We start from the raw sequence: 22,179 nt of genomic DNA on the forward strand, positions 1-22,179 counted from the left end.
GCCCCCTTACCCGAACAGCCGCAGCGCCAGCGGTGCGATGATCGAGGTCAGCACCGCATTCAACCCCATGCCGATGCCGGCAAAGGCGCCGGCGGTCTCGTTCACCTGGAAGGCGCGCGCCGTGCCGATGCCATGCGCGGCCACGCCCAGCGAAAAGCCGCGCGCCCGCCAGTCGCGAATCCCCAGCGCGTTCAGCAGCGGCGTGGCGATGATCGCGCCGAAGATGCCCGTGACCAGCACCAGGACGGCGGTGATCGTGGGCTCGCCGCCCAGGCCCTCGGCGATGCCGATGGCGACGGGGGCGGTGGTCGATTTCGGCGCCAGGCTGGCCAGCATCACCTCGGACAGCCCGAAAGCCTTGCCGATGGCCAGCGCCGAGACCACCGCCGTCACCGAGCCCGCCAGCAGCGCCGCGACCAGCGGCAGCGCCGCCTTCCTGACCCGGCGCAGGTTGTCGTAAAGCGGCATTCCCAGCGCCACCGTGGCCGGGCCCAGCATGAAATGCACGAATTGCGCGCCCTCGAAATAGGTCTGGTAGCTGGTGCCGGTCAGCCCCAGCACGCAGGCCAGCAGGATCACCGCGCACAGCACCGGATTGGCCCAGCTTTGCCGGCCCATGGCGCGAAAGAAGGTGTCGCCCAGCCAATAGGCGATCAGCGTCGCCGTCAGCCACAGAAGCGGCCCTTGGGTCAAATAGCTCCAGATCAGCGCCGCGTCGGTCATTCCTCGGACCCGCCCGTCCAGCGCACCACGGCGCGAAACACCAGCGCCCCCGCTGCAATGGCGAGCGCGGTCGAGACGGTCAGTGCCAGCGCCACCGCCAGCCCGTCGCTGCGAAACTGCCCCAGATGCGCCACCACGCCCACCCCCGCCGGCACGAAGAACAGCGACAGATGGCCCAGGATGCCGGTGACGACCGGGCGCAGCATCTCGGCCAGCGCCGGGCGCAGCGTGCAGGACAGCACCAGCAGCAGCAGGCCCAGCACCGGGCCGGGCAACAAAAGGCCAAGGCTGCGCGTGGCAACCTCGCCGATGAGCTGGAAGACCAGGATGATGGCAAGCGCGGGAATCATGCCGGCCAGATTAGCAGCGGATTTCTTGTGGTGAACCCTTAAATCTTGTGGATAACCGCCGAGCGCCCGCCATATCTGGGGGTTTGTGTTGACTTGAGCGGCCCGATGGCGAAGAATCCGGGGGATTTGAACGATCTTCGTGGACCCTTCGCATTGCGTTTCGACCGCCTGCGCCTCAATGGTTTCAAGAGCTTCGTGGACCCGACCGACCTGGTCATCCACGAGGGCCTGACCGGCGTGGTTGGCCCGAACGGCTGCGGCAAGTCGAACCTGCTCGAGGCGCTGCGCTGGGTCATGGGCGAAAACCGGCCCACCGCCATGCGCGGCGACGGGATGGAGGACGTGATCTTTGCCGGCACCGCGCGGCGTTCCGCCCGCGCCCATGCCGAGGTCACGCTGACCATCGACAACAAGGACCGCCTTGCCCCCGCCGGGCTGAACGACGCGGATTCGCTGGACATCACCCGCCGCATCACCCGCGACGCCGGTTCCGCCTATCGCATCAACGGCAAGGAGGTGCGGGCGCGCGACGTGCAGATGCTGTTCGCGGATGCCTCGACCGGGGCGCATTCGCCGGCGCTGGTGCGGCAGGGACAGATTTCCGAGCTGATCAACGCCAAGCCCAAGGCAAGGCGGCGCGTGCTGGAGGAGGCGGCGGGGATCTCCGGCCTCTACCAGCGCCGGCACGAGGCCGAGTTGCGGCTGAACGCGGCCGAGGCGAACCTGACGCGGGTCGACGACACGCTGGACCAGCTGTCCACGCAGGCGGCCAGCCTGGCGCGGCAGGCCCGCGCCGCCGCGCGCTATCGCGAGATCGGCGCCGCGCTGCGCCGGGCCGAAGGGGTGCTGTTGTATCGCCGCTGGGCCGAGGCCGACCAGGCCAAGGCCGCGACCGCCGAGGCGCTGCGCGCCGCGATCCGCGCCGCCACTGATGCCGAAGCCCAGGCCCGCCGCGCCATCGCCGCCCGCGAGGAGGCCGAGGCGAAGCTGCCGCCGCTGCGCGAGGAGGAACAGGTCGCCGCCGCCATCCTGTCCCGTGCCACCGTCGAGCGCGAGGCGCTGGACGAGGCCGAGGCCCGCGCCGGCCAGGCGATCCAGACGCTTCTGGCGCGCATCGCCCAGCTCGATCGCGACATCGAGCGGGAATCGGCGCTGAACCGCGACGCCGGCGAGGTGATCGAGCGGCTGGAATGGGAAAGGCGCGAACTGGAAAAGGCCGGGCAGGGCCATGACCAGCGGCTGGACGCCGCCGGCACCGCCGCCGAAGAGGCCGCCGAGGCCCTGCGCGAGGTCGAGGCCAAGCTGGCCGAGCTGACCGACGAATCCGCCCGCCTTGCCGCCCGCCACCAATCGGCCGAGCGGCTGGTCCACGACCTGCGCCAGATGCAGGAACGCGCCACCCGCGCCGCCGCCGAGGCCGAGGCCGCCGCCGCCCGCGCCGCCGATGCCGGCGCCGAGGCCGATGCGGCCCGCGAAGCTGCCGAGGAAGCGCAGGAAGAGGCCCGCGAGCGCGTCGAATCCGCCGAAGAAGCGCTGGCCGAAGCCGAGGAAGCCCGCGGCGCGCTGGAGGCCGAGGAATCCGCCGCCCGTGCGGCTCGGGCCGAGGCCGAGGGCGAGGTCTCGGCGCTGAATGCCGAGATGGCGGCGCTGAAGCGGCTGGTGGAACGCGGGCAGGGCGGCGATTCGATCCTGGACCTGGTGCGGGTCGCGCGCGGTCATGAGACCGCCTTTGGCGCGGCGCTGGGCGACGACCTGGGCGTCGGGCTGGCCGATGATGGCTCGGGCTGGCACCTGCTGCCGGGCTATGACGCACCGCAGGCACTGCCCGAGGGCGCCGAGCCCTTGGCGCCGCATGTCGAGGGGCCGGAGGCGCTGGCGCGGCGGCTGTCGCAGGTCGGGCTGGTCGCGGATGCGGCCATGGGCGCGGCGATGCAGGCCCGGCTTGCCCCCGGCCAGCGGCTGGTCACGCGGGCGGGCGACCTGTTCCGCTGGGACGGCATGCGGGTGATGGCGGGCGAGGCGGCGTCCTCGGCCGCGCTGCATCTGCAAAAGGTCAACCAGCTGGCCGAACTGGCTAAACAGGCCGGGGCGGCGCAGGCCCGCGCCGAGGATGCGCAGGCCGCGCATCAGGCGCTGCGCGACCGCCACCTGGCCGCGACCGAGGCCGAGAAGCGCGCCCGCGACGCAAGGCGCGAGGCCGAGCGCGGGCTCTCGGACGCCGTGCGCGCCGTGACCCGTGCCGAATCCGAACTGGCCATGGCCCAAAGCCGCGCCGAATCCGCCCGCGCCGAACTGGCCCGGCATCGCGAGGATGCGCTGGACGCCCGCGCCAGGCTGGCCGAGGCCGAGCGGGCGCTGGCCGAGCTGCCCGACCGCGGTGCGGCGGCCGCGGCGCTGGAACATGCCCGCACCGGGGTCGAGGCGGCGCGCATCGCCACCATGACCCGGCGCAGCGGGCTGGACGAGCTGCGGCGCGAGGCCAATGCGCGGGTGAAGCGCCTGCAAGAGATCGCCAAGGAGGAATCCGGCTGGCGGCTGCGGCTGGATCAGGCCGGCACCCGCGCCGCCGAACTGGCCGCCCGCCGCGAGCAGGCGGCGGAGGATCTGGAGGAAGCCGAGGCCCAGCCCGAGATCCTGGCCGAGCGCCGCGGCGTGCTGACCGAGGCCGAGGCGCAGGCCGCCGCCCGCCTGGCCCGCGCCCGTGCCGCGCTCTCCGCCGCCGACCAGGCGCTGCGCCTCGCCGCCGAGGCCGAGCGCGAGGCCGAGCGCGCCGCATCCGACGCGCGCGAGTCCCGCGCCGCCCGCGAGGCCCGCGCCGAGGCCGCGATCCAGGCCGAAACCGCCGCCCGCCTGCGCATCCACGAGGAACTGGAAGCCACGCCCGAGGCGCTGCTGGAATCCCTGGGCGAGGTCGAGGAAATCGCCCCCGAGGCGCTGGAGGACCAGATCGCCCGCTTGCGCCAGAGCCGCGACGCGCTGGGCGCGGTGAACCTGCGCGCCGACGAGGACAAGCGCGAGCTGGAGACCGAGCGCGACCGGCTGGCGACCGAGAAAGAGGATCTGACCGAGGCGATCCGCAAGCTGCGCCAGGGCATCGGCAGCCTGAACCGCGAGGGGCGCGAGCGGCTGCTGGCCGCCTTCGACACGGTGAACGCCAATTTCACCACGCTGTTCACGCATCTGTTCGGCGGCGGCGAGGCGCGGCTGGTGCTGGTCGAATCCGACGACCCGCTGGAGGCGGGGCTGGAGATCATGTGCCAGCCTCCGGGGAAAAAGCTCTCGACGCTCAGCCTTCTGTCGGGGGGCGAGCAGACGCTGACGGCGCTGGCGCTGATCTTTGCGGTCTTCCTGGCCAACCCCGCGCCGATCTGCGTGCTGGACGAGGTGGACGCGCCGCTGGACGACGCCAACGTCACCCGCTTCTGCGACCTGATGGACGAGATGACGCGGCGGACCGAGACCCGCTTTCTTGTGATCACGCACCATGCCGTCACCATGTCGCGCATGGACCGGCTGTTCGGCGTGACCATGGTGGAACAGGGCGTGAGCCAGCTGGTCAGCGTGGATCTGAAGCGCGCGGAGGCTCTGGTGGCCTGACGCGCAAAGCGGTAATCAGCGCGCGATTTCCGCAACGGAGAAGATGATGCGAACCCTGGTTCCTCTTGTGCTGGCGGCGCTGATCCAGGCGCCCGCGGCACAGGCGCAGGTCATGGGCGATCCCGAGGTGATTCGCCTGTTGATGACGGATTTCGGCCTGCCGGCCAAGCTGACCACCGACGGCGCCGGCGATCCGCTGATCGAAAGCCGCATCGACGGCACCAGCTTCCAGGTCTACTTCTACCAATGCGAAAAGACCTGCGGCGCGATCCAGTTCTCGGCCGGGTTCGACCTGGACGATTCGATGCCCGAGAGCATGGCGAACCGCTGGAACCGCGAGAAGCGTTTCGGCAAGGTCTGGCTGGACGAGACCGGCGATCCCTTCATCGAGATGGATATCGGGGTTGCAGGCGACGGCATCGGGCGCAAGAATTTCGACGACGCGCTGGATGCCTGGCGCATCGTGCTGAGCGATTTCCGCGACTTCATCGACTGGTAGGAGAAAAGCATGTCCATCGAGACGAAACTGGCAGAGCTGGGGATCACGCTGCCCGACGCGCCCGCGCCGGCGGCGAACTACGTGCCCTATGTGATGACGGGCAACCTGCTGTTCGTCTCGGGCCAGATCAGCCCGGCCAAGGGGCGGCTCGGCGCCGACCTGGCGGTCGAGGAAGGGGCCGAGGCGGCGCGCGGCTGCGGCCTGGCGCTGCTGGCGCAGGCGCGGGCGGCGCTGGGGTCGCTGGACCGGGTGGTGCGGGTGGTCAAGCTGACCGGCTTCGTCAACTCGACGCCCGAGTTCACCGACCAGCCCGAGGTGATCAACGGCTGCTCGAACCTGATGGTCGAGGTCTTCGGCGACAAGGGCCGCCATGCCCGCGCCGCCGTCTCGGCCCCGGCCCTGCCGCGCGGCGTCGCGGTCGAGGTCGAGGCGATCTTCGAGTTCGCCTGATGGGTCTTGACCCGGATTTCCTGCGCTTGCCCATCGCCCATCGCGGGCTGCACGGGCCGGGCGTGCCGGAAAACAGCATGGCGGCGTTTCGCGCCGCCATCGCTGCGGGCTACGGCATCGAATGCGACATCCAGCGCGCCGCGGACGGCACGGCGCTGGTGTTTCACGACGACGACCTGCCGCGGCTGACCGGGGCCGAGGGGCTGGTCAGCGCCCTGGGCATCGACGCGCTGTCCATGCTGCGCATCATGGGCACCGCCGAGCATATCCCGACGCTCTCGGAACTGCTGGCCGAGGTCGCGGGCCGGGTGCCGCTGCTGATCGAGATCAAGGACCAGAGCCTGCGCTCCTCGGCCGAGGTGGGCGCGTTGCAGGCCGAGGTGGCGCGGCTGCTTGCCGGCTATGACGGCCCGGTCGCGGTCATGTCCTTCAACCCCCATGCGGTCGCGGCCTTCCATGCCGCCGCGCCTGGGGTGACGGTGGGGCTGACCACCTGCGGCTATGAGGCCGAGGACTGGGACATGCTGGACGCCGAAACCCGCGCGCATCTGGCCGCCATCGCCGATTTCGACCGGGTGGGGGCCGGCTTCATCTCGCATGACCGCCGCGACCTGGCCAATCCGGCGGTGACGGCGCTGAAGGCGCGGGGGGTGCCGGTGCTGTGCTGGACCGTGCGCTCGGCCGCCGAAGAGGCCGAGGCGCGCCGCGTCGCCGACAACATCACATTCGAGCATTACCTGCCCGCCAAGCCCTGACAATCGCCGCGCCCGCGCCTATGTTGCCCCCATGAGCGAGCTTGCCGTTTCCGTCCTGCCTGCGATTTCCGGGATCGACGCCGCCCAATGGGACGGCTGCGGGGCGGGCGCCAACCCCTTCACCACCCATCGCTTCCTGTCGGCGCTGGAGCAATCGGGCTCGGTCGGCGAGGGGACGGGCTGGCACCCAAGCCACCTGGTCGCGCGGCTGGACGGGCAGGTCGCGGGCGTCGCGCCCTGCTATGTCAAGACCGACAGCCAGGGCGAATACATCTTTGACCACGGCTGGGCGCAGGCCTATGCGCGGGCCGGCGGGCGCTATTACCCCAAGCTGCAATGCGCCGTGCCCTTTACCCCTGTCACCGGGCCGCGGCTGATCGCGTCCAGCCCGGCGGTGCGGCGCGGGCTGCTGGCGGCCATGGCGCAATTCGCGCAGCAATCGGGCCTGTCCGGCGCCCATGTCACCTTCTGCACCGAGGCCGAGGCGAGGCTGGGCGAGGCGGCCGGCTTCCTGCCCCGCGCCAGCGAGCAGTTCCACTGGCTGAACCGGGGCTATGCCAGCTTCGACGACTTCCTGGCGCAGCTGTCCTCGCGCAAGCGCAAGGCGATCCGCAAGGAACGCGAGCGGGCGCAGGCTTTCGGCGGCAGCATCCGCAGCCTGACCGGGGACCAGATCCGGCCCGAGCATTGGGACGCCTTCTGGACCTTCTACCAGGATACCGGCGGGCGCAAATGGGGCCGGCCCTACCTGACCCGCGCCTTCTTCGACATCCTGCACCGGACAATGCGCGACGACTGCCTGCTGGTCCTGGCCCTGCGCGACGGCCGCCCCGTCGCCGGGGCGCTGAACCTGGTCGGCAGCGACGCGCTTTACGGCCGCTATTGGGGCTGCACCGAGGACCACCCGTTCCTGCATTTCGAACTGTGCTATCACCAGGCCATCGACTGGGCCATCGCCCATGGCCTGTCCCGCGTCGAGGCCGGTGCGCAGGGCGAACACAAGCTGATGCGCGGCTACATGCCCAGCCAGACCCATTCGCTGCATTGGGTCGCCGACCGCGGCTTTCACGACGCCATCGCCGATTACCTGGAACGCGAACGCGAGGCCGTGGACCAGGAAATGGCGATCCTGGCCGAGATGGGTCCGTTCCGCCGCGGCGAGGTCAGGGACGCTTGACCAGCCGGAACGCGGCCGAGGCGCCCCAGCCCGCCGCCACCGCGATCGCCAGCGACATGATGCCGTAGATGAACGGCTGCTCCAGCGCCAGGCGATAGAGCCAGCGTTCCAACCCGACCTTGCGCACCTCGATGGGCGCGCGGAAGGTGTCGATGACCCGGCCGTCGCGCAACAGGAAGATGCGGGTGCTGTAGACGCCCTCGACCAGGTTGGCGGGCAGGCGGACATCGGCGCGAAACAGCGTCTGCTCGGCCAGCCGCACGGCGCCGTCGTCCTGGCGGTAAAGGTCGGCCGCGCGCCGCAGGCGGATCAGCGCCTCGGTATAGGGCACGGCATCCTCGACCTCCATCGGCCCGGCAAAGGCGCGCATCGCCAGCGGGATCGAGATGCGGTGGCGCTGGTCCTCGGCCGTGGGCAGGATCAGGTGCAGGGGCCGCGTCGTCGCCACCACGTAGAAGCTGGGGGCCGCGCCGACGCTGACCCGGCCGGTATTGATCCAGATGCCCAGCCGGCGTTCCTTGTGGCGCACGGTCAGCGCCTGGGCCGGCCCCTCCAGCGTGACGATCACGTCCAGGGGCGCGCCCGCCGGGATCTGCGTCTCGCGCTTGATGGCGCCGTAGATGATGATCTCGGAACCGTCGAAGCTGGTGGTGATGTCCACGTCGTCCCGCGACAGCCCGGCGACGATCTGCTCGGGCGGGGGCTGCGGGGTGGCCGGCTGCGCATTCGCCGGCAGCGCCAGCAGGACCGGCGCCAGGGCGGCGAAAAGCGCGTGCCGGATCATGGCAGGATCCCCGGCGTGATCGAATAAAGCTCGTCCGGGCGCAGGAACAGGTCCAGCGCCAGCTTGCCGCAGACCCCCAGCACCAGAAGCGCCAGCAGGATGCGCAGCTGCTCGGCCCGCAGCCGGGCGCCCAGGTGGGTGCCGATCTGCGCCCCGGTCACGCCGCCGACGATCAGCAGCACCGCCAGCATCACGTCCACCGTATTCGACGAGACGGCATGCATCAGCGTGGTATAGGCCGACAGGAAGGTGATCTGGAACAGCGAGGTGCCGATGACCACCTTGGTCGGCATCCCCAGCAGGTAGATCATCGCCGGCACCATGATGAAGCCGCCGCCGACGCCCATGATCGCGCCCAGCACCCCCACGGCGGCGCCGACCAGCAGGACCGGGATCGCGCTGATGTAAAGCCCCGAGGCGCGGAACTTCATCTTCAGCGGCCATTTGTGGACCCAGCCGTGCTGGTGGCGGCGCATCGGCTTGATCGGCCCGCTGCGGCGTGCGCGGTGCAGCGCGCGCAGGCTTTCCTGCAGCATCATCGCGCCGATCAGGCCCAGGAAGACGACATAGCAAAGCTGCACCACCAGGTCGACCTGGCCCAGCCGCGACAGCATGTTGAAAAGCAGCACCCCCGCGGAGGAACCGACAAGGCCGCCCCCCAGCAAGACCCAGCCCATGCGGAAATCCACGCTCTTGCGCTTGACATGCGCCAGCACGCCGGAAAAGGACGAGGCGACGACCTGGTTGGCGCCGGTCGCCACCGCGATGGCCGGCGGAATGCCGATGAAGAACAAGAGCGGCGTGATCAGGAAGCCGCCGCCGACGCCGAACAGGCCCGACATCAGCCCGACGATGCCGCCCAGGCCGATCAGCACCAGCGCATTGACCGCCACTTCGGCGATGGGAAGATAGATCTGCATGTCCTGCCCGGCTTATTGCCTTGTCCCGATGCTGCCCCGGCAACAGCCCTGCGTCAAACGCTTCCGTGGCCCTTCCGGCGGGTTGTCGCAAGCCTGTGGCGCGGATAAAGCAGATGGGACGGGCAGATAACGGCAAGGGACGCGGGCGGCGTGGACAGCGGCCCGGCGCGGCCGCCGGACAGGGAAGACCATGCGCATTCTGATTACCAACGACGACGGCATCAACGCTCCGGGACTCGAGACGCTGGAGGCGATCGCAACCGAGGTCGCCGGTCCGGGCGGCGAGGTCTGGACCGTCGCCCCCGCCTTCGAGCAGTCGGGCGTCGCCCATTGCATCAGCTATGTCCACCCGACGCTGATTGCCGAGCTGGGCCCGCGCCGCTATGCCGCCGAGGGCACGCCGGCCGATTGCGTGCTGGCCGCCATCGCCGACGTGATGCGGGACAATCCCCCGGACCTGGTGCTGTCGGGCGTGAACCGCGGCAACAACTCGGGCGAGAACGTGATGTATTCCGGCACCGTGGGCGGCGCGATGGAGGCGGCGCTGCAGGGCCTGCCCGCCATCGCGCTGTCGCAATACATGGGCCAGCGCACCGCGGCGCTGGACGATCCGTTCCAGGCGGCCCGGATGCATGGGCCGCGGCTGATCCGGCAATTGCTGGATTACGGCGACTGGACCTCGGACCAGGATTTCCGGCTGTTCTACAACATCAACTTCCCGCCCTGCGACGCGGCCTCGGTCAAGGGCACGCGGGTCGCGCCCCAGGGCCGCCGCCAGGGCGTCCGCTTCGAGGTCGAGCCCTATCACGCCCCGAACGGGCGGCGGTTCCTGTGGGTGCTGGGCGGCTCGCAGACCGCGCAGGCCACGCCAGAGAGTGACGTGGACGCGAATATGCGCGACTATATCTCTCTGACGCCGATGCGGCCGGACCTGACCTGCCACAAGACCCTGGCCGAATTGCGCGGCGTGCTGGAGGAGGGCTGAACCTGGGCATGAGCGATGATCCCGAGACCGCCGAACGCAAGATGCGCTTCCTGTTCGCGCTGCGGCAGCGCGGGGTCACGGATCCGCGCGTTCTGGAGGCGATGGAGCGCATCGACCGCGGCGAGTTCGTGCGCGGCCATTTCGAGGATCGCGCCTATGACGACACGCCGCTGCCCATTCCCTGCGGCCAGACCATCAGCCAGCCCTCGGTCGTGGGGCTGATGACGCAGGCGCTGGAGGTCGGGCCGCGCGACAAGGTGCTGGAGATCGGCACCGGCTCGGGCTACCAGGCGGCGGTGCTGTCGCTCTTGTGCCGCCGGGTCTATACCATCGACCGCCACCGCCGGCTGGTGGCCGAGGCCGAGGCGCTGTTTCGCCACCTGGGCCTGCCCAACATCACAGCGCTGGTCGCCGACGGCTCGCGCGGGCTGCCCGAGCAGGCGCCCTTCGATCGCATCATGGTGACGGCGGCGGCCGAGGATCCGCCGGGCCCGCTCTTGGCGCAGTTGAAGATCGGCGGTATCATGGTGGTGCCGGTCGGGCAGTCGGATGCGGTCCAGACCCTGATCCGCGTGCGGCGCGGCGAAAGCGGCTTTGACTATGACGAATTGCGGCAGGTGCGCTTCGTGCCGCTGGTCGAGGGGTTGGGACAGACATGACCCCCGGCCGTCCAGAGTGAGGAACGGGCAGATGATCAAGATCAGGCAGTTGGCGATGCTCGCCGGCGCTGCGGTGGCGCTGGCGTCCTGCGGGCCGCAGGGTGGCCTGGATTTCAGCAATTTCGACCCCGACCTGCGGCGTTGGGGCCGGGGCGGGCTGGAAACCTCCGGGGCGGCGGCGCGGGCCCAGCCCCGTCCGGCGCCGGACCAGCGCGGCGTGATCTCCTATCCGGGCTACCAGGTCGCCATCGCGCGGCAGGGCGATACGGTGGCCACCATCGCCGCCCGGCTGGGGCTGAACGCGGCCGAACTGGCCAGGTACAACGCCATCGAGGCCAATACCGTGCTGAACCCCGGCGCGGTGGTCGCCCTGCCGCGCCGCGTTTCCGCCGGGGTGCCGGCGGCGGCGCCTGTCGTCTCGTCCACCGGGCAGGTCAGCGATCCCTTTGCCGGGCAGGGCGTGCGGCAGCCGAACGTGCCCCCGGCCGCGGGGGCGGCGGGGGCGGTGACGGCGCAGACCCTGCCGGCCGCCAGCCAGCCCCGCCAGCATGTCGTCGCCGCCGGCGAGACGGCCTGGTCCATCGCCCGCAAATACAATGTCTCGGTCAACGACCTGGCCCAGTGGAACGGGCTGACGCAGCAGATGACGCTGCGCACCGGCCAGCGCCTGCTGATCCCCGTCGCCGGGCAAAGCCGCCCCGCCACGGCGGTCGTCACCGCGCCCGGAACCGGAAGCCCGACGCCCCGGCCGCCATCCTCGGCCGAGCCCCTGCCGAACGAGCGCACGCAGCCCGCCGCCAGCGCAGTGAACAAGCCGGCCGGCCCCGACCTGGGCCAGACCCGCACCGCCGCCTCGGGCAGCGGCAAGTTCCGCATGCCCGCCAACGGCGCCATCATCCGCACCTACCAGAAGGGCAAGAACGACGGCATCGACATTTCCGCGGCACCCGGCAGCACGGTTGCGGCCGCCGGCAGCGGCACCGTCGCCGCCATCACCCGCGACACCGACCAGGTGCCGATCATCGTCGTGCGCCACGAAGGCAACCTGATGACCGTCTATGCCGGGCTCGAGGATGTCGCCGTGACCAAGGGCCAGTCCGTCAGCGCCGGCACCCCGCTGGGCAAGGCCCGCAGCCAGGGCGTCGTGCATTTCGAGGTGCGCAACGGCTTCGACAGCGTCGATCCCGAGAAATACCTGAACTAGGCCCGCCCCCGCGCCCTGCGGCGAGGCGCGGGGCGCATTCGTCCCTCAGGTCACGGCGGCGGGCCGGGCAAAGCGCGGGTCTTTCCAGCTTGCGCTTTTCAGCACCTCCTCCAGCACCTCGACCGCGCGCAGCACGTCGACATGGCGCAGGTAGAGCGGCGCAAAGCCGAAGCGCAGCGTCGAGGGCGCACGGAAATCGCCGATCACCCCGCGCGCGATCAGCGCCTGCATCACCGGCCAGGCGTGGTCGTGGCCGAAGGCGACCTGGCTGCCGCGGCGGGCGGGTTCGCGCGGGCTTTCCAGCGTTAGCCCCAGCCCGGCGCAGCGCGCCTCGACCAGCCGGATGAACAGATCGGTCAGGGCCAGGCTTTTCGCCCGCAAGGCGCCCATGTCCACCCCGTCCCAGATCGCCAGCGCGCCCTTGAGCGCCCGCATCGACAGGATCGGCTGGGTGCCGCATTGAAAGCGGCGGATGCCGGGGTCGCCCTCGTATCCCGTCTCGAAGGCGAAGGGCCGGGCATGGCCCCACCATCCGCTGAGCGGTTGGCGCGCCTGCCCCAGGTGCCGGTGCGCGACATAGACGAAGGCCGGCGAACCCGGCCCGCCGTTCAGGTATTTATAGGTGCAGCCGACGGCGAAATCCGCCCCCGCCGCGTCCAGTTCCACCGGCAGCGCCCCGGCCGAATGGCACAGATCCCAGACGGCGATGGCGCCGGCCGCCTGGATGCGCGCAGTCAGGGCCGCCATGTCGCGCAATTCGCCGGTCTTGTAGTTCACATGGTTGACCAGCACGGCGGCGACATCGGTATCCAGCAGATCCTCGATGGTGGCGCCGTCGACGCCCTCCAGCCGGAGCCGCGCGCCGGGCAGGGTCGAGGCGACGCCCTCGGCGATATAGAGGTCGGTCGGGAAGCTGCCGCTTTCCGCGACGATGGTGCGGCGCCCCGGCCGCAGCGCCATGGCGGCATGCAGCGCCTTGTAGATGTTGACCGAGGTGGTGTCCGCCACCACCACCTGCCCCGGCGCCGCGCCGACCAGCCGGCCGATGCGCTCGCCCAGTTCGACCGGCAGGTCGAACCAGCCGGCGCCATTCCAGCTGCGGATCAGCTGGCCGGCCCATTCGTCGCGGGCGGCGCGCAGCAGCTCTTCTTGCGCGGCGTGGGTCGGCACGCCCAGGGAATTGCCGTCCAGATAGACCTCGTCCGGGGACAGGATGAAGGCGTCGCGCAGGTGGCGCAGCGGGTCTTGCGCGTCCATCGCCTCGATCGTGGCACGGTCGGGAAGGGTCATGGCTCGTCCTTGTCGAATGGCTCCGGCGCCGGGCCGGTCGAGTTGCGGATGATCAGCTCATGCGGGCCCACGCGCTGCAATTCCTTCAGCGGCCGGCCCTCGAGCAGGCCGGCCAGGCAATCGGCCAGCGGCTCCCAGCTGTCGCGCAGCGGTGCCTTGGTCACGCTGAGCGCCGGGAAGAAGGCCGAGGCCCGCAGCGCCGGCAGGTGGTCGTCATGCGCCATGACCGAGACATCGCCGGGTATCCCCAGCCCCAGCGCCTCGAGCGCCTTGTAGACGCCCTTGGCGATATGGACATGGCTGCAGATGATCGCGGTCGGGGGCCGGTCGCCCTGGCGGAACATCTCGACGGTCGAGACCAGCCCCAGCGCCTCGGTCATCTCGCCGTGCCGGGTCAGCGCCGGGTCGAAGGCGATGCCGGCCTGCTCCAGCGCCCGGCGATAGCCGCGCAGCCGGGCCGAGGCGAAGCTCAGCCCCGGCCGGCCGTTGATCAGCGCGATGCGGCGATGGCCAAGCCCGGTCAGGTGGCTGGCCATCTGGTGCAGGATGCCTTCGTTCTCGATGTCGAAATAGGCGTGGTCGGGCGCCGGGCCGATGCGGCCATGCACCACGAAGGGGATGTCGTTGTCGCGCAGGAAGGCCGCGCGCGGGTCGTCGTCCGAGGGGCTGAACAGCACGAAACCGTCCAGAACCCCGTTGCCGATCAGGCGCTTGTAGACCTCGATGACCGGCTCTTGCGGGCGGGTGACATGCAGCACGAATTGCATGCCGCGCCCCGAGAATTGCGCCGAAAGCCCGGCGACGCCCTCCATGAACAGCCCGTCCTCGGCCAGGTTGGTCGATTGCGGCACCACCAGCGCCACCATGCCCGAACGCCCGGTCACCAGCTTGCGCGCCGAGATATTGGCCTGATAGTTCAGCGACCGCGCCACGGCCTTGACCCGTTTGCGCGTCGTCTCGTTCACATCGGAATGGTCGTTCAGCGCCCGGCTGGTCTGCGTGATCGACAGCCCGGCGGCCCGCGCGACATCCTTCAGCGTGGCCAATTCTCAGCTCCTCCTTGGGCCGCCTGCTTGCCCCGGAAATGTCTAGAGCATCCGCCCCGACCGGTCCATAGCCGCGATCCTGGCATGGCGCGCGGCAAGGCAAGGCCCTCGCCGGATCGGCCGCGCCTTGGGTCCAGCCCGGCGCGGCGCAGCCGGGCTGGCCGGCCCCATATCGTAGCGCATATCGCGAAAGGCGCGGCCCGGCGGAACCGGCCGCCAGGAATGCGGCGTTCTTCCGACCCAAAGGCCCCTGGGGCCTAGGACTTCGTCATGCCGCAAGCGCGTCGCATGGGGGCGCGGCGGTTCCGCCCGCCGCAGCCATGCGTGTCAATAACAGCCGATCTTGGCGATCCGGCCGTTCTCGCCGATCTCGAAATTCATCCGGTCGGCGCGGTAATCCATCGTCACCGCATCGCGCGGGCCGATGATGCGGGTGCCGGCGGGCAGGATCATCCTGTCCAGCACCGCGCGCGGCTGGCCGACCAGGCCCCGGAACGGCGCCGCGTTGCAGCTGTCGGCCTGCGGCGCCGGCGGCTGCGCCGGGGGCGGGGCCTCGGCACAGGCTGCCAGCGCGCAAAGCGGCACCAGCAGCAGGAAACGCCCGATCCTCCGCATCGTCAGCCGCAATCGATATTGTAGATATTGCCTGCCGCATCCAGCCGGAAGACGATGCGCAGCGGATCGTATTCCTGCGGCTCGATGCCGCGATATTCGACGACGCGATAATCGCGGGTCACGCCCAGGGTCGGGATGATGCTGCCGGGCTGGCCCAGGGCCGAGACATAGTTCTTGGCATGGCAGGCGTCGGGTTCGCGCGATTCCAGCCCGCTGACACCGGCCACCGGCACGGGCGGCAGCGGCGCGACGGCCGGAACCGGCTCGGGCGCCGGCGCATAGGCCGGGGCGCAGGCGGCCAGGGGGGCAAGGGCAAGAAGCGCGATCAGGGCTCGGGTCATCGGGCAATCATCCAGTAAGGGAATTTCTGGCGCGGCAGCATAAGGGCGCGGCGTCGGAATGAGAAGCGGCGCCTTGACGATTGCGGCGCGGCGTTGCCGCGAAACCGCGGGTGCGGCGGCCTATTCGGCCGCCTCGGCCAGTGCGTTCCGGCCGTTGCCGTAGCAGGACAGGAACATGGCCACCGCGCTGCGGTTCACCTTGCGCAGAAGCTCCTTGTCCACCGATTGCGGTCCCAGGAACAGGGCGCGGTCGTGGATCGTGACCCCGGCCAGCTCGATAAGCTGGTCGGCGGCCAGTTCCAGGTCGGGAATGCGCAATTCGCCGCGTTCGATGCAGCGCTCCAGATAGCCGATCAGCTGCTGGCGCAGCAGCGCCGGCCCCGACTCGTAATATTCCTGCGCGAGCGAGGGGAAGCGCTCGGCCTCGCCCACGCTGACCCGGAAGATCCGCAGCCCGAATTCCGAGATCATATGCGCCGAGATGATCTGGACGATGAAGGGCAGCACCTGCTCGACCGGCAGCTCGACCTCGATCAGGGCGCTGGCATCGGCCGCCTCGCGGGCAAGCTCGTTGCGGAAAACCTCCATGAACATGACGCGCTTGTCGGGAAAATAGCTGTAGAGCGTCGCCTTGGACACTGCTGCCTCGCGGGCGATGTCATCGACACTCGCCCCCTCGAAGCCGTCGCGCAGAAAAATGGTCCGGGCGCCCTCCAGCACCTGCAAGAATTTGCGACCACGCGTTACCGGAAGAGCCTTAGGCATCCGCTAGAACCCCCTCATTACTCCTTAACCTGCCCTGCGTGTCCCGCAGAACGGAACTCAGACACCGTAACGCCGACGCAAATCGAGCCTTCCCGTTCCATAAGGGCAAACCGGATTCGTTGCAAAGGTTCTGCGCGGTGAAGTACAATATGTCTAAAAGTTGTTTCCTGATTGGCCCAGCATCTCCGTTGGATCAATAGCGAATCGTCTTTGCCGGGGCGGCCTTGTGACGCGGATGGCAAAAACCTGAAGAAGCGGCGCATTTTGCCGACCCGCATCGCCCCGCGCCGGCCGGATGGGAAGGCCGCGGGCGCGAAAAAAATTCGCAGGCGCCACGCCCGCTTGGCATGATTCGCCTGCGCGGGGCTCCTGGATCGGCCACGGTCGCCGCCCCGGCCAGGCCGGCCGTCGGGCAGGGCAGGACGCCTGACCGGCCGGGAATGGGCCGACCGGCGCGCGCTTGCCTGCGGCGGTGCCGGCCTGTCGGTCCGGGCAGGCATCTGCCCTCCAGCTTGCCGGGCTAGCGGCGTTTTGTCGCAGGCCCGCGCCGTCATCCGCCGCCCCGCCGCGCCCTGTCGCGCCGCGCCTGCGCAACCAGATCCTTACGCAGCGCCTGCACGGCCTCGCCGCGGCCGAATTCGCGCGCGGCCGCCTGCCGGGCCAGCTCATAGCCGGGCAGGATCCGGGCCAGTTCTTCCTCGGCGGCCAGCAGCGCCCGGCTGCGTTCCCCGGCCAGCGCGTTGGTCAGCCGCGCCTCGGCCACGGAAAACGGCTGGTCCGCGCGATAGATCGCCTGAAGCTCGGTCTCCAGCTGGCCGATCCGATGGCGCGTCGCCTCGACATGGGCGCGAAAGGCGGCCAGGCGGCGCATCTCCATATCCGCCTTGAGCCGGGCGATCCGTTCCAGCCCGGCCAGCGCGTCGCGGTCCTGTCTCATGCTTCCTCCCTGCGGCGGGGGGCGCCGCCCCAGCCCTCGCGTGCCTTCTTGCGCATGGCCTCGGCAAAGCGGATCGCGGCGGCGACCGGGGCGAAATGCTCGGGCCTGATCTCGTGCCCGATCTCGACCGTGGCATGCAGCGCGCGGGCGCAGGGCGGATCCGACCAGATCGGCACCTGGTGTTCCTGCGCGCGCTCGCGGATGCGGCGGGCGACCTCGTCCACCCCTTTCGCCAGGCAGACCGGCGCCCGGCCGCTGCCGCGCTTCCATTCCAGCGCCACGGCGAAATGCGTCGGGTTGACGATGATCACATCGGCCTTTTCGACATCGGCCAGCATGGTGCTGAGCACGATGTCCACGCCCTTTTGCCGCCGCGCGGCCTTCAGGTGGGGGTCGCCCTCGTTCTCCTTGTGCTCGTCCTGCATCTCCTGGCGGGACATGCGGTGCCGCTTGAGGTATTCCCGGCGCTTCCAGATCAGGTCGATGACGGCGAAGACCGCGCCGATCCCCAGCGCCAGCAGCACCGCCCGGCGCAGGATCAGGCCCAGCCCCTCGACCCATTGCAGATCCTGCATGGCGCCCGAGGCCATCAGCCAGGACAGGAGCGAGGCGTAAAGGAACCAGCCGCCCACCCCGACCAGCAGCGCCTTTCCCAGCGAGATGGCAAAGGCGACCAGCCCGCTCTTGCCGAATTTCTGCGCGGCGTTCTTGACCGGGTTGATGCGCTTGAAATCGGGCAGCAGCTTCTTGGGCGTCAGCACGACCGAGTGCTGCGCCACCATGCCCAGCAGGATCGGCAAGGCGATGATCGCCACGCCGGCCAGGGTCGCCAGCCCCGCCTGTCCCGCAAGGGCGCGGGCCAGGTCGGTGACGGCGCGGCCCTCGCCGTCGGGCCAGGGCTCGCCGCCAAGCGCGCGCGCGGCCATGCCGATCCATGCCGGCGCGGCCCAGGCGCTGGCAAACAGCGCCGCGAACCAGAAGCCCAGATACATCAGCGCCGATTGCAGTTCGGCCGAGCGGGGGACGTCGCCTTCCTGCCGCGCCTTGCGCAGCTTGCTTTCCGAGGCGTCGAATTGCTTGTCGTCGCTGCTTTCCTGGCTCATCGCAGCAGCGTTCCCATCTTGCCGAGGACCGCATCGGCCCAGACCGACAGGATCGAGGGCGCCAGCACGACCAGCGCCAGCAAGGCCAGCAGGATCGCGCCGGGGGCGACGATGAAGACGACCGGCAGCGTGGGCATGACCTTGCTGATCATGCCCGACAGCACCTGGAACAGGAACCCGCCCAGGATGAAGGGCGCCGCCAGCAGCATGGCCAGGACGAAGCCCTGCCCGACAAGCGCGACGGCGCTGGACAGCACCTCGGAGACCTGCGGCCAGTCGCCCAAGGGCCGCAGCACCAGGCTTTCGCGCAACAGGTCGAAGGCGAGGATCGGAAAGCCCAGGGCCATCAGCAGGGCGAGGCCCGCCAGGTGCATCAGGTTGCCGATCGGATGCGGGGAATATTCGTTGGCGGCGCCGATCAGCTGCGACAGCGATGCGGTCGCGGCCATGGCCGTCGCCGCGATGTCCAGCGCCACCGCGAAGAGCCGCACCAGCCCGCCCAGCACCAGCCCGGTCAGGATCTCGGCCCCGGCCAGGGCGGCCAGGTGCAGCAGGCTGCCGATGTCCCCAAGGGACTGCGCGCCTTCCGCCAGCAGGGGCGTGACCGCCATGGCCAGCGCGGCGCGCACCCGCACCGGCAGGGCGCGTTCGGAAAAGACCGGCAGCATCGCGAAACAGGCCTGCACCCGGCAATAGGTCAGCATCAGCGTGGCCAGCATGGCCGCCAGGCGCGGATCGGCCAGGAATTGCGTCATGGCGCCACCGTGCCGCGCAGCCGGATCTGCGCGGCGGGGTCGATCTCGTCCAGCCCCAGCACCGGCGTCGCGATCCCGGCCGAGGACAGCATCATCCGCACCAGGCGCCTGCGGTGATCGGGCACCGCAAGCACCACCTCCAGTCCGGGGGACAGGCCGGCCAGGGTGGCCTGGACGGCCTCGGCCAGGCGTTTCTGGATCTGCGGGACGGCACTGGCCCCGGCCCTGGCGCCTTCGGCCTCGCCGCGGGCGATCTCGGCCTCCCATTGCGGATGCAGCTGCAGCAACCCCAGATAGCCGTCCTGATCCAGGAACTGTTCGGTGATCTGGCCGCGCAGGCGCTTGCGCACCTGTTCATAGACGGCCTCGGGCGAGGCGGCATTGCGCGATTCGTGAACCGCGTCGGTGATGAGAACCAGGTTGCGGATCGAGATGCGTTCCTCCAGCAGGCCGCGCAGCACGGCCAGCAGCATCTCGGGCGACACCTTGTCGGGCACCATGCTGTCGAAGAAGCGCTGGTTGACCTGGGCGCGATGCTCGTCCGAAATGCCGCACAGCTCGCGGATCATGCGCTGCATCGAGGACAGGGTCAGAAGCGCGGGCAGGTTGGTCTTGACCACCTCCATCAGATGCGTGGACAGAACCTCCATCGGGGTGACGACGGTGGCGCCGGCGATCGCCGCCTCGTCCTGCCATTCCGGGGCGATCCAGCGCGCGGCGCTGTCGTAGACGGGCTCGCGCACGCTTTCGCCCGCAAGCCCCTCGAGCGTGGATTCCGCACCCAAGGCCAGCACGCCCTGCGGCCGCAGGACGCCCTTGCCCCGCACCACGCCGTGCAGCCGGATGACATATTCGCCGTCCTGGAAGCCGGTGCCGTCGGTGATGCGGACATCGGGCAGGATCAGCCCGTAGGCGCGGGCGATATGCAGCCGCAGGTTGGTGATGCGCTGGCCCAGCCCGCGCGCCGGGTCCAGCGCGCTGACGATCAGCCCCGCACCGATCTCGACGCAGATCTCGTCGGTGTCCAGCACGTCGCCGATGCGGGTCGGTGCGGGCGCTGCGTTCCGGGGCTCGTCCGGCGCGGCCCTGGGGGCCGCCCTGTCCTGGCGGGCGCGGATGAACCAGGCCGTCGTGCCCAGCACCGCCGCCAGGCCGAAGAACACCAGCGTCGGCATGCCGGGCACCATGCCGATGACCAGCATCCCGACCGCGCTGATGAAGGGCACCTGCCAGTTGCTGAGGAATTGCTGCGACAGAAGGTCCGCCGTCGTCTCGGTCGCGCCGCCGCGCGACAGCAGCAGCGCCGCCGCCATCGAGGTGATCAGCGCCGGGATCTGGCTGACCAGCCCGTCGCCGATGGTCAGCTTGGAATAGGTGCTCATCGCCTCGCCCAGGGGCATGCCGTGCAAAAGCACGCCCGCGGCCAAGCCGACGAACAGGTTGATCAGCGTGATGACCAGGCCGGCGATGGCGTCGCCCTTGACGAATTTCGACGCGCCGTCGAGCGAGCCGAAGAAGCTGATCTCGCGCTGTTCGCGGGCGCGGCGGCGCTTGGCCTCGTCATGGTCGATGGCGCCCGAGTTCAGGTCGCCGTCGATGGCCAGCTGCTTGCCGGGCAGCGAATCCAGCGCGAAGCGGGCCGAGACCTCGGCCATGCGCCCCGACCCCTTGGTGATGACCATGAAGTTCACCACCGTGATCACGGCAAACACCGTCAGCCCGACCAGGAGCGAGCCGCCGGCGACGAATTCCGCAAAGGCCTGGATGACATGGCCCGCCGCGGCGGTGCCGTTCTGGCCATCGGTCAGGATCAGCCGCGTCGACGAGATGTTCAGCGACAGCCGGATCAGCAGCGAGACCAGCAGCAGGACCGGGAAAGCCTGGAAATCGGTGGGCTTTTCCACCAGCGAGGCCATCACCAGGATCAGCGTCGCGCTGGCGATGGACAGTGCGATCCCCAGGTCCAGCAGCCGCGCCGGCATGGGGATGACCATGGACAGCACGATCAGCAGCAGAACCCCGGTGATGATCAGCGGCCGCGCCGCCCAGCCGGTTGCGGATGTCTCGGCAAGGCTCATTCCTGGGCTCCCTGGGGGCTGGGGGGTCTGGCGGGTTCAAGCAGGCGCTCGATGCTCCAGGCCGGGCCGGCCAGCATGCCCGAGCGCCTGAGAAAGATCAGGACTTCGATCCGGTCCGCGGGCGAAAGCCGCATCAGCCTGTCGCCCATGTCGGCCGGCAGCGGCTCGCCGTAAAGCAGCCGGTCGGTCGCCTCGCGGATCAGGCCGTCGCGGGTCGGCGCCCCGTCCGGGCCGGGTCCGGCGGCAAGCGCCGCGGACAGGATCAGCACCGTGATCACGATGCCCTCTTCAGCTCGCGCAGCGCGTTCTCGACATCGCCGAACGAGGGGCGGACATGTTCGGGCGCGGATTGCCGGCCCACCTCGACGCAAAGGTTGGTCGCATGCTGGTGCAGCCCGGCGATCAGCACCGACTTGATCACGTCGTAGAAGGCCTGGTCCTGCCTAGTCACCGCCCCAAGCCGCTGGGCGAAGGGCGCGACGAGCCCATAGGCCAGGAACACGCCCAAGAAGGTGCCGACCAGGGCGCCGCCGATCATCTTGCCCAGCACCTCGGGCGGCTGGTCGATCGAGCTCATGGTCTTGATCACGCCCAGCACGGCGGCGACGATTCCCAGCGCCGGCAGGGCGTCGGCCATGTTCTGCAGCGCATGCGGCGCATGCATGGCTTCCTCGTTCATCAGCCCGATGCGCTGCGAAAGCATCTCCTCGACCTGATAGGGGTCGTCGTAGTTCAGGCTGGCCGAGCGCAGGGTGTCGGCGATCAGCGTCACCACATGCTCGTCGGCCAGGATCCGCGGATAGGCCTGGAAGATCGGCGAGGAGCCGGGGTTCTCGATATGCTCTTCCAGCTCGACCGGGCTGGCGCGGGCGATCCGCAGCAGCTGGAACAGCAGGCACAGCACGTCCTGCACGTCGGATTCGTGCCAGCGCGGCCCCTTGAGCGAGCGGCCGATGCCGCCCAGCGCCTGCTTGATCACCACCGTCTCGTTGGACAGCAGGAACGAGCCGATCGCCGCCCCGCCGATCATCATCATCTCGAAGGGCAGCGAATGCAGGATGACCCCCAGCTTTCCGCCGGCCAGGAGGTAGCCGCCGAAGACCATCGCGAAGGTCACGACAATGCCGATCATGCCGAACATCTGTT

General features: G+C 70.0%; 23 protein-coding genes. 8 read left to right on the plus strand and 15 right to left on the minus strand.

Annotated elements, in window-relative coordinates; translation table 11 throughout:
• Nucleotides 1-6: 6 nt before the first annotated feature.
• Entirely contained in the window at nt 7-723 is a 717-nt protein-coding gene (locus tag E3U25_RS20620; protein WP_036751616.1) for an LrgB family protein, read from the minus strand.
• Entirely contained in the window at nt 720-1,073 is a 354-nt protein-coding gene (locus E3U25_RS20625; protein ID WP_036751614.1) for a CidA/LrgA family protein, read from the minus strand. Before E3U25_RS20625 ends, E3U25_RS20620 begins: the two co-directional genes overlap by 4 nt.
• A gap of 153 nt (nt 1,074-1,226) precedes the next feature.
• Between E3U25_RS20625 and E3U25_RS20630 the strand changes: the two genes are divergently transcribed.
• From E3U25_RS20630 to E3U25_RS20650, 5 genes are read left to right on the plus strand one after another with little or no spacing between them, the layout of a single operon-like run.
• Entirely contained in the window at nt 1,227-4,670 is a 3,444-nt protein-coding gene (locus E3U25_RS20630) for an AAA family ATPase (RefSeq protein WP_116223183.1), read from the plus strand.
• A 46-nt stretch (nt 4,671-4,716) separates the two neighbouring features.
• On the plus strand, nt 4,717-5,169 hold the full coding sequence (locus E3U25_RS20635; protein WP_116223296.1) for a YbjN domain-containing protein: 453 nt from the start codon (nt 4,717-4,719) through the stop codon (nt 5,167-5,169).
• A gap of 9 nt (nt 5,170-5,178) precedes the next feature.
• Nucleotides 5,179-5,619: a RidA family protein gene (locus E3U25_RS20640; RefSeq protein ID WP_024842728.1), complete on the plus strand. Its 441-nt coding sequence runs from the start codon at nt 5,179-5,181 to the stop codon at nt 5,617-5,619.
• On the plus strand, nt 5,619-6,374 hold the full coding sequence (locus tag E3U25_RS20645) for a glycerophosphodiester phosphodiesterase family protein (protein WP_036751610.1): 756 nt from the start codon (nt 5,619-5,621) through the stop codon (nt 6,372-6,374). The genes E3U25_RS20640 and E3U25_RS20645 overlap by 1 nt, the downstream gene beginning before the upstream one ends.
• 31 nt (nt 6,375-6,405) lie before the next feature.
• Complete coding sequence (locus tag E3U25_RS20650; RefSeq protein WP_036751608.1) at nt 6,406-7,551, plus strand: GNAT family N-acetyltransferase; 1,146 nt, start codon at nt 6,406-6,408, stop codon at nt 7,549-7,551.
• Here E3U25_RS20650 and E3U25_RS20655 read toward each other — a convergent pair.
• On the minus strand, nt 7,538-8,335 hold the full coding sequence (locus tag E3U25_RS20655; protein WP_072461417.1) for a TIGR02186 family protein: 798 nt from the start codon (nt 8,333-8,335) through the stop codon (nt 7,538-7,540). The genes E3U25_RS20650 and E3U25_RS20655 overlap by 14 nt on opposite strands.
• Nucleotides 8,332-9,255: a sulfite exporter TauE/SafE family protein gene (locus E3U25_RS20660; protein WP_036751604.1), complete on the minus strand. Its 924-nt coding sequence runs from the start codon at nt 9,253-9,255 to the stop codon at nt 8,332-8,334. Before E3U25_RS20660 ends, E3U25_RS20655 begins: the two co-directional genes overlap by 4 nt.
• A gap of 190 nt (nt 9,256-9,445) precedes the next feature.
• On the opposite strand from E3U25_RS20660, the gene surE reads away from it, so the two are divergent.
• Genes surE through E3U25_RS20675 form a run of 3 tightly spaced genes read left to right on the plus strand, consistent with a single transcriptional unit; the run spans nt 9,446 to nt 12,103 of the window.
• The gene (surE, locus tag E3U25_RS20665; RefSeq protein WP_036751602.1) at nt 9,446-10,240 is read left to right on the plus strand and encodes a 5'/3'-nucleotidase SurE; all 795 of its coding nucleotides are present in this window, start codon (nt 9,446-9,448) and stop codon (nt 10,238-10,240) included.
• An 8-nt stretch (nt 10,241-10,248) separates the two neighbouring features.
• The gene (locus E3U25_RS20670) at nt 10,249-10,899 is read left to right on the plus strand and encodes a protein-L-isoaspartate(D-aspartate) O-methyltransferase (protein WP_036751599.1); all 651 of its coding nucleotides are present in this window, start codon (nt 10,249-10,251) and stop codon (nt 10,897-10,899) included.
• 31 nt (nt 10,900-10,930) lie between these two features.
• Nucleotides 10,931-12,103, plus strand: coding sequence for a LysM peptidoglycan-binding domain-containing protein (locus E3U25_RS20675; protein WP_084196877.1), 1,173 nt, complete (start codon nt 10,931-10,933; stop codon nt 12,101-12,103).
• A gap of 45 nt (nt 12,104-12,148) precedes the next feature.
• Here the strand turns inward: E3U25_RS20675 and kynU are convergent, their stop codons facing one another.
• From kynU to motA, 11 genes are all read right to left on the minus strand, one after another.
• The gene (gene kynU, locus E3U25_RS20680; RefSeq protein ID WP_116223182.1) at nt 12,149-13,393 is read right to left on the minus strand and encodes a kynureninase; all 1,245 of its coding nucleotides are present in this window, start codon (nt 13,391-13,393) and stop codon (nt 12,149-12,151) included.
• Nucleotides 13,390-14,439, minus strand: coding sequence for a substrate-binding domain-containing protein (locus E3U25_RS20685; RefSeq protein ID WP_116223181.1), 1,050 nt, complete (start codon nt 14,437-14,439; stop codon nt 13,390-13,392). The genes kynU and E3U25_RS20685 overlap by 4 nt, the downstream gene beginning before the upstream one ends.
• 327 nt (nt 14,440-14,766) lie before the next feature.
• The gene (locus E3U25_RS20690) at nt 14,767-15,054 is read right to left on the minus strand and encodes an I78 family peptidase inhibitor (RefSeq protein WP_083539021.1); all 288 of its coding nucleotides are present in this window, start codon (nt 15,052-15,054) and stop codon (nt 14,767-14,769) included.
• Nucleotides 15,055-15,056: 2 nt separating this feature from the next.
• Entirely contained in the window at nt 15,057-15,395 is a 339-nt protein-coding gene (locus E3U25_RS20695; protein ID WP_024842717.1) for a hypothetical protein, read from the minus strand.
• Nucleotides 15,396-15,515: 120 nt separating this feature from the next.
• Nucleotides 15,516-16,160, minus strand: coding sequence for a TetR/AcrR family transcriptional regulator (locus tag E3U25_RS20700; RefSeq protein ID WP_036751594.1), 645 nt, complete (start codon nt 16,158-16,160; stop codon nt 15,516-15,518).
• A gap of 550 nt (nt 16,161-16,710) precedes the next feature.
• On the minus strand, nt 16,711-17,097 hold the full coding sequence (locus E3U25_RS20705) for a hypothetical protein (protein ID WP_116223180.1): 387 nt from the start codon (nt 17,095-17,097) through the stop codon (nt 16,711-16,713).
• Entirely contained in the window at nt 17,094-18,200 is a 1,107-nt protein-coding gene (gene flhB, locus E3U25_RS20710) for a flagellar type III secretion system protein FlhB (protein ID WP_116223179.1), read from the minus strand. Before flhB ends, E3U25_RS20705 begins: the two co-directional genes overlap by 4 nt.
• The gene (locus E3U25_RS20715) at nt 18,197-18,955 is read right to left on the minus strand and encodes a flagellar biosynthetic protein FliR (RefSeq protein WP_116223178.1); all 759 of its coding nucleotides are present in this window, start codon (nt 18,953-18,955) and stop codon (nt 18,197-18,199) included. The genes flhB and E3U25_RS20715 overlap by 4 nt, the downstream gene beginning before the upstream one ends.
• Complete coding sequence (locus E3U25_RS20720) at nt 18,952-21,033, minus strand: flagellar biosynthesis protein FlhA (protein WP_116223177.1); 2,082 nt, start codon at nt 21,031-21,033, stop codon at nt 18,952-18,954. The genes E3U25_RS20715 and E3U25_RS20720 overlap by 4 nt, the downstream gene beginning before the upstream one ends.
• A complete protein-coding gene (locus E3U25_RS20725) occupies nt 21,030-21,311 on the minus strand; it encodes a hypothetical protein (protein WP_116223176.1) in 282 nt (93 codons plus the stop codon). The genes E3U25_RS20720 and E3U25_RS20725 overlap by 4 nt, the downstream gene beginning before the upstream one ends.
• The gene (gene motA / locus E3U25_RS20730; protein ID WP_116223175.1) at nt 21,308-22,174 is read right to left on the minus strand and encodes a flagellar motor stator protein MotA; all 867 of its coding nucleotides are present in this window, start codon (nt 22,172-22,174) and stop codon (nt 21,308-21,310) included. Before motA ends, E3U25_RS20725 begins: the two co-directional genes overlap by 4 nt.
• Nucleotides 22,175-22,179 lie beyond the last annotated feature (5 nt).

This window comes from Paracoccus versutus (assembly GCF_029909795.1).
In the GTDB taxonomy this organism is placed as follows: domain Bacteria; phylum Pseudomonadota; class Alphaproteobacteria; order Rhodobacterales; family Rhodobacteraceae; genus Paracoccus; species Paracoccus versutus.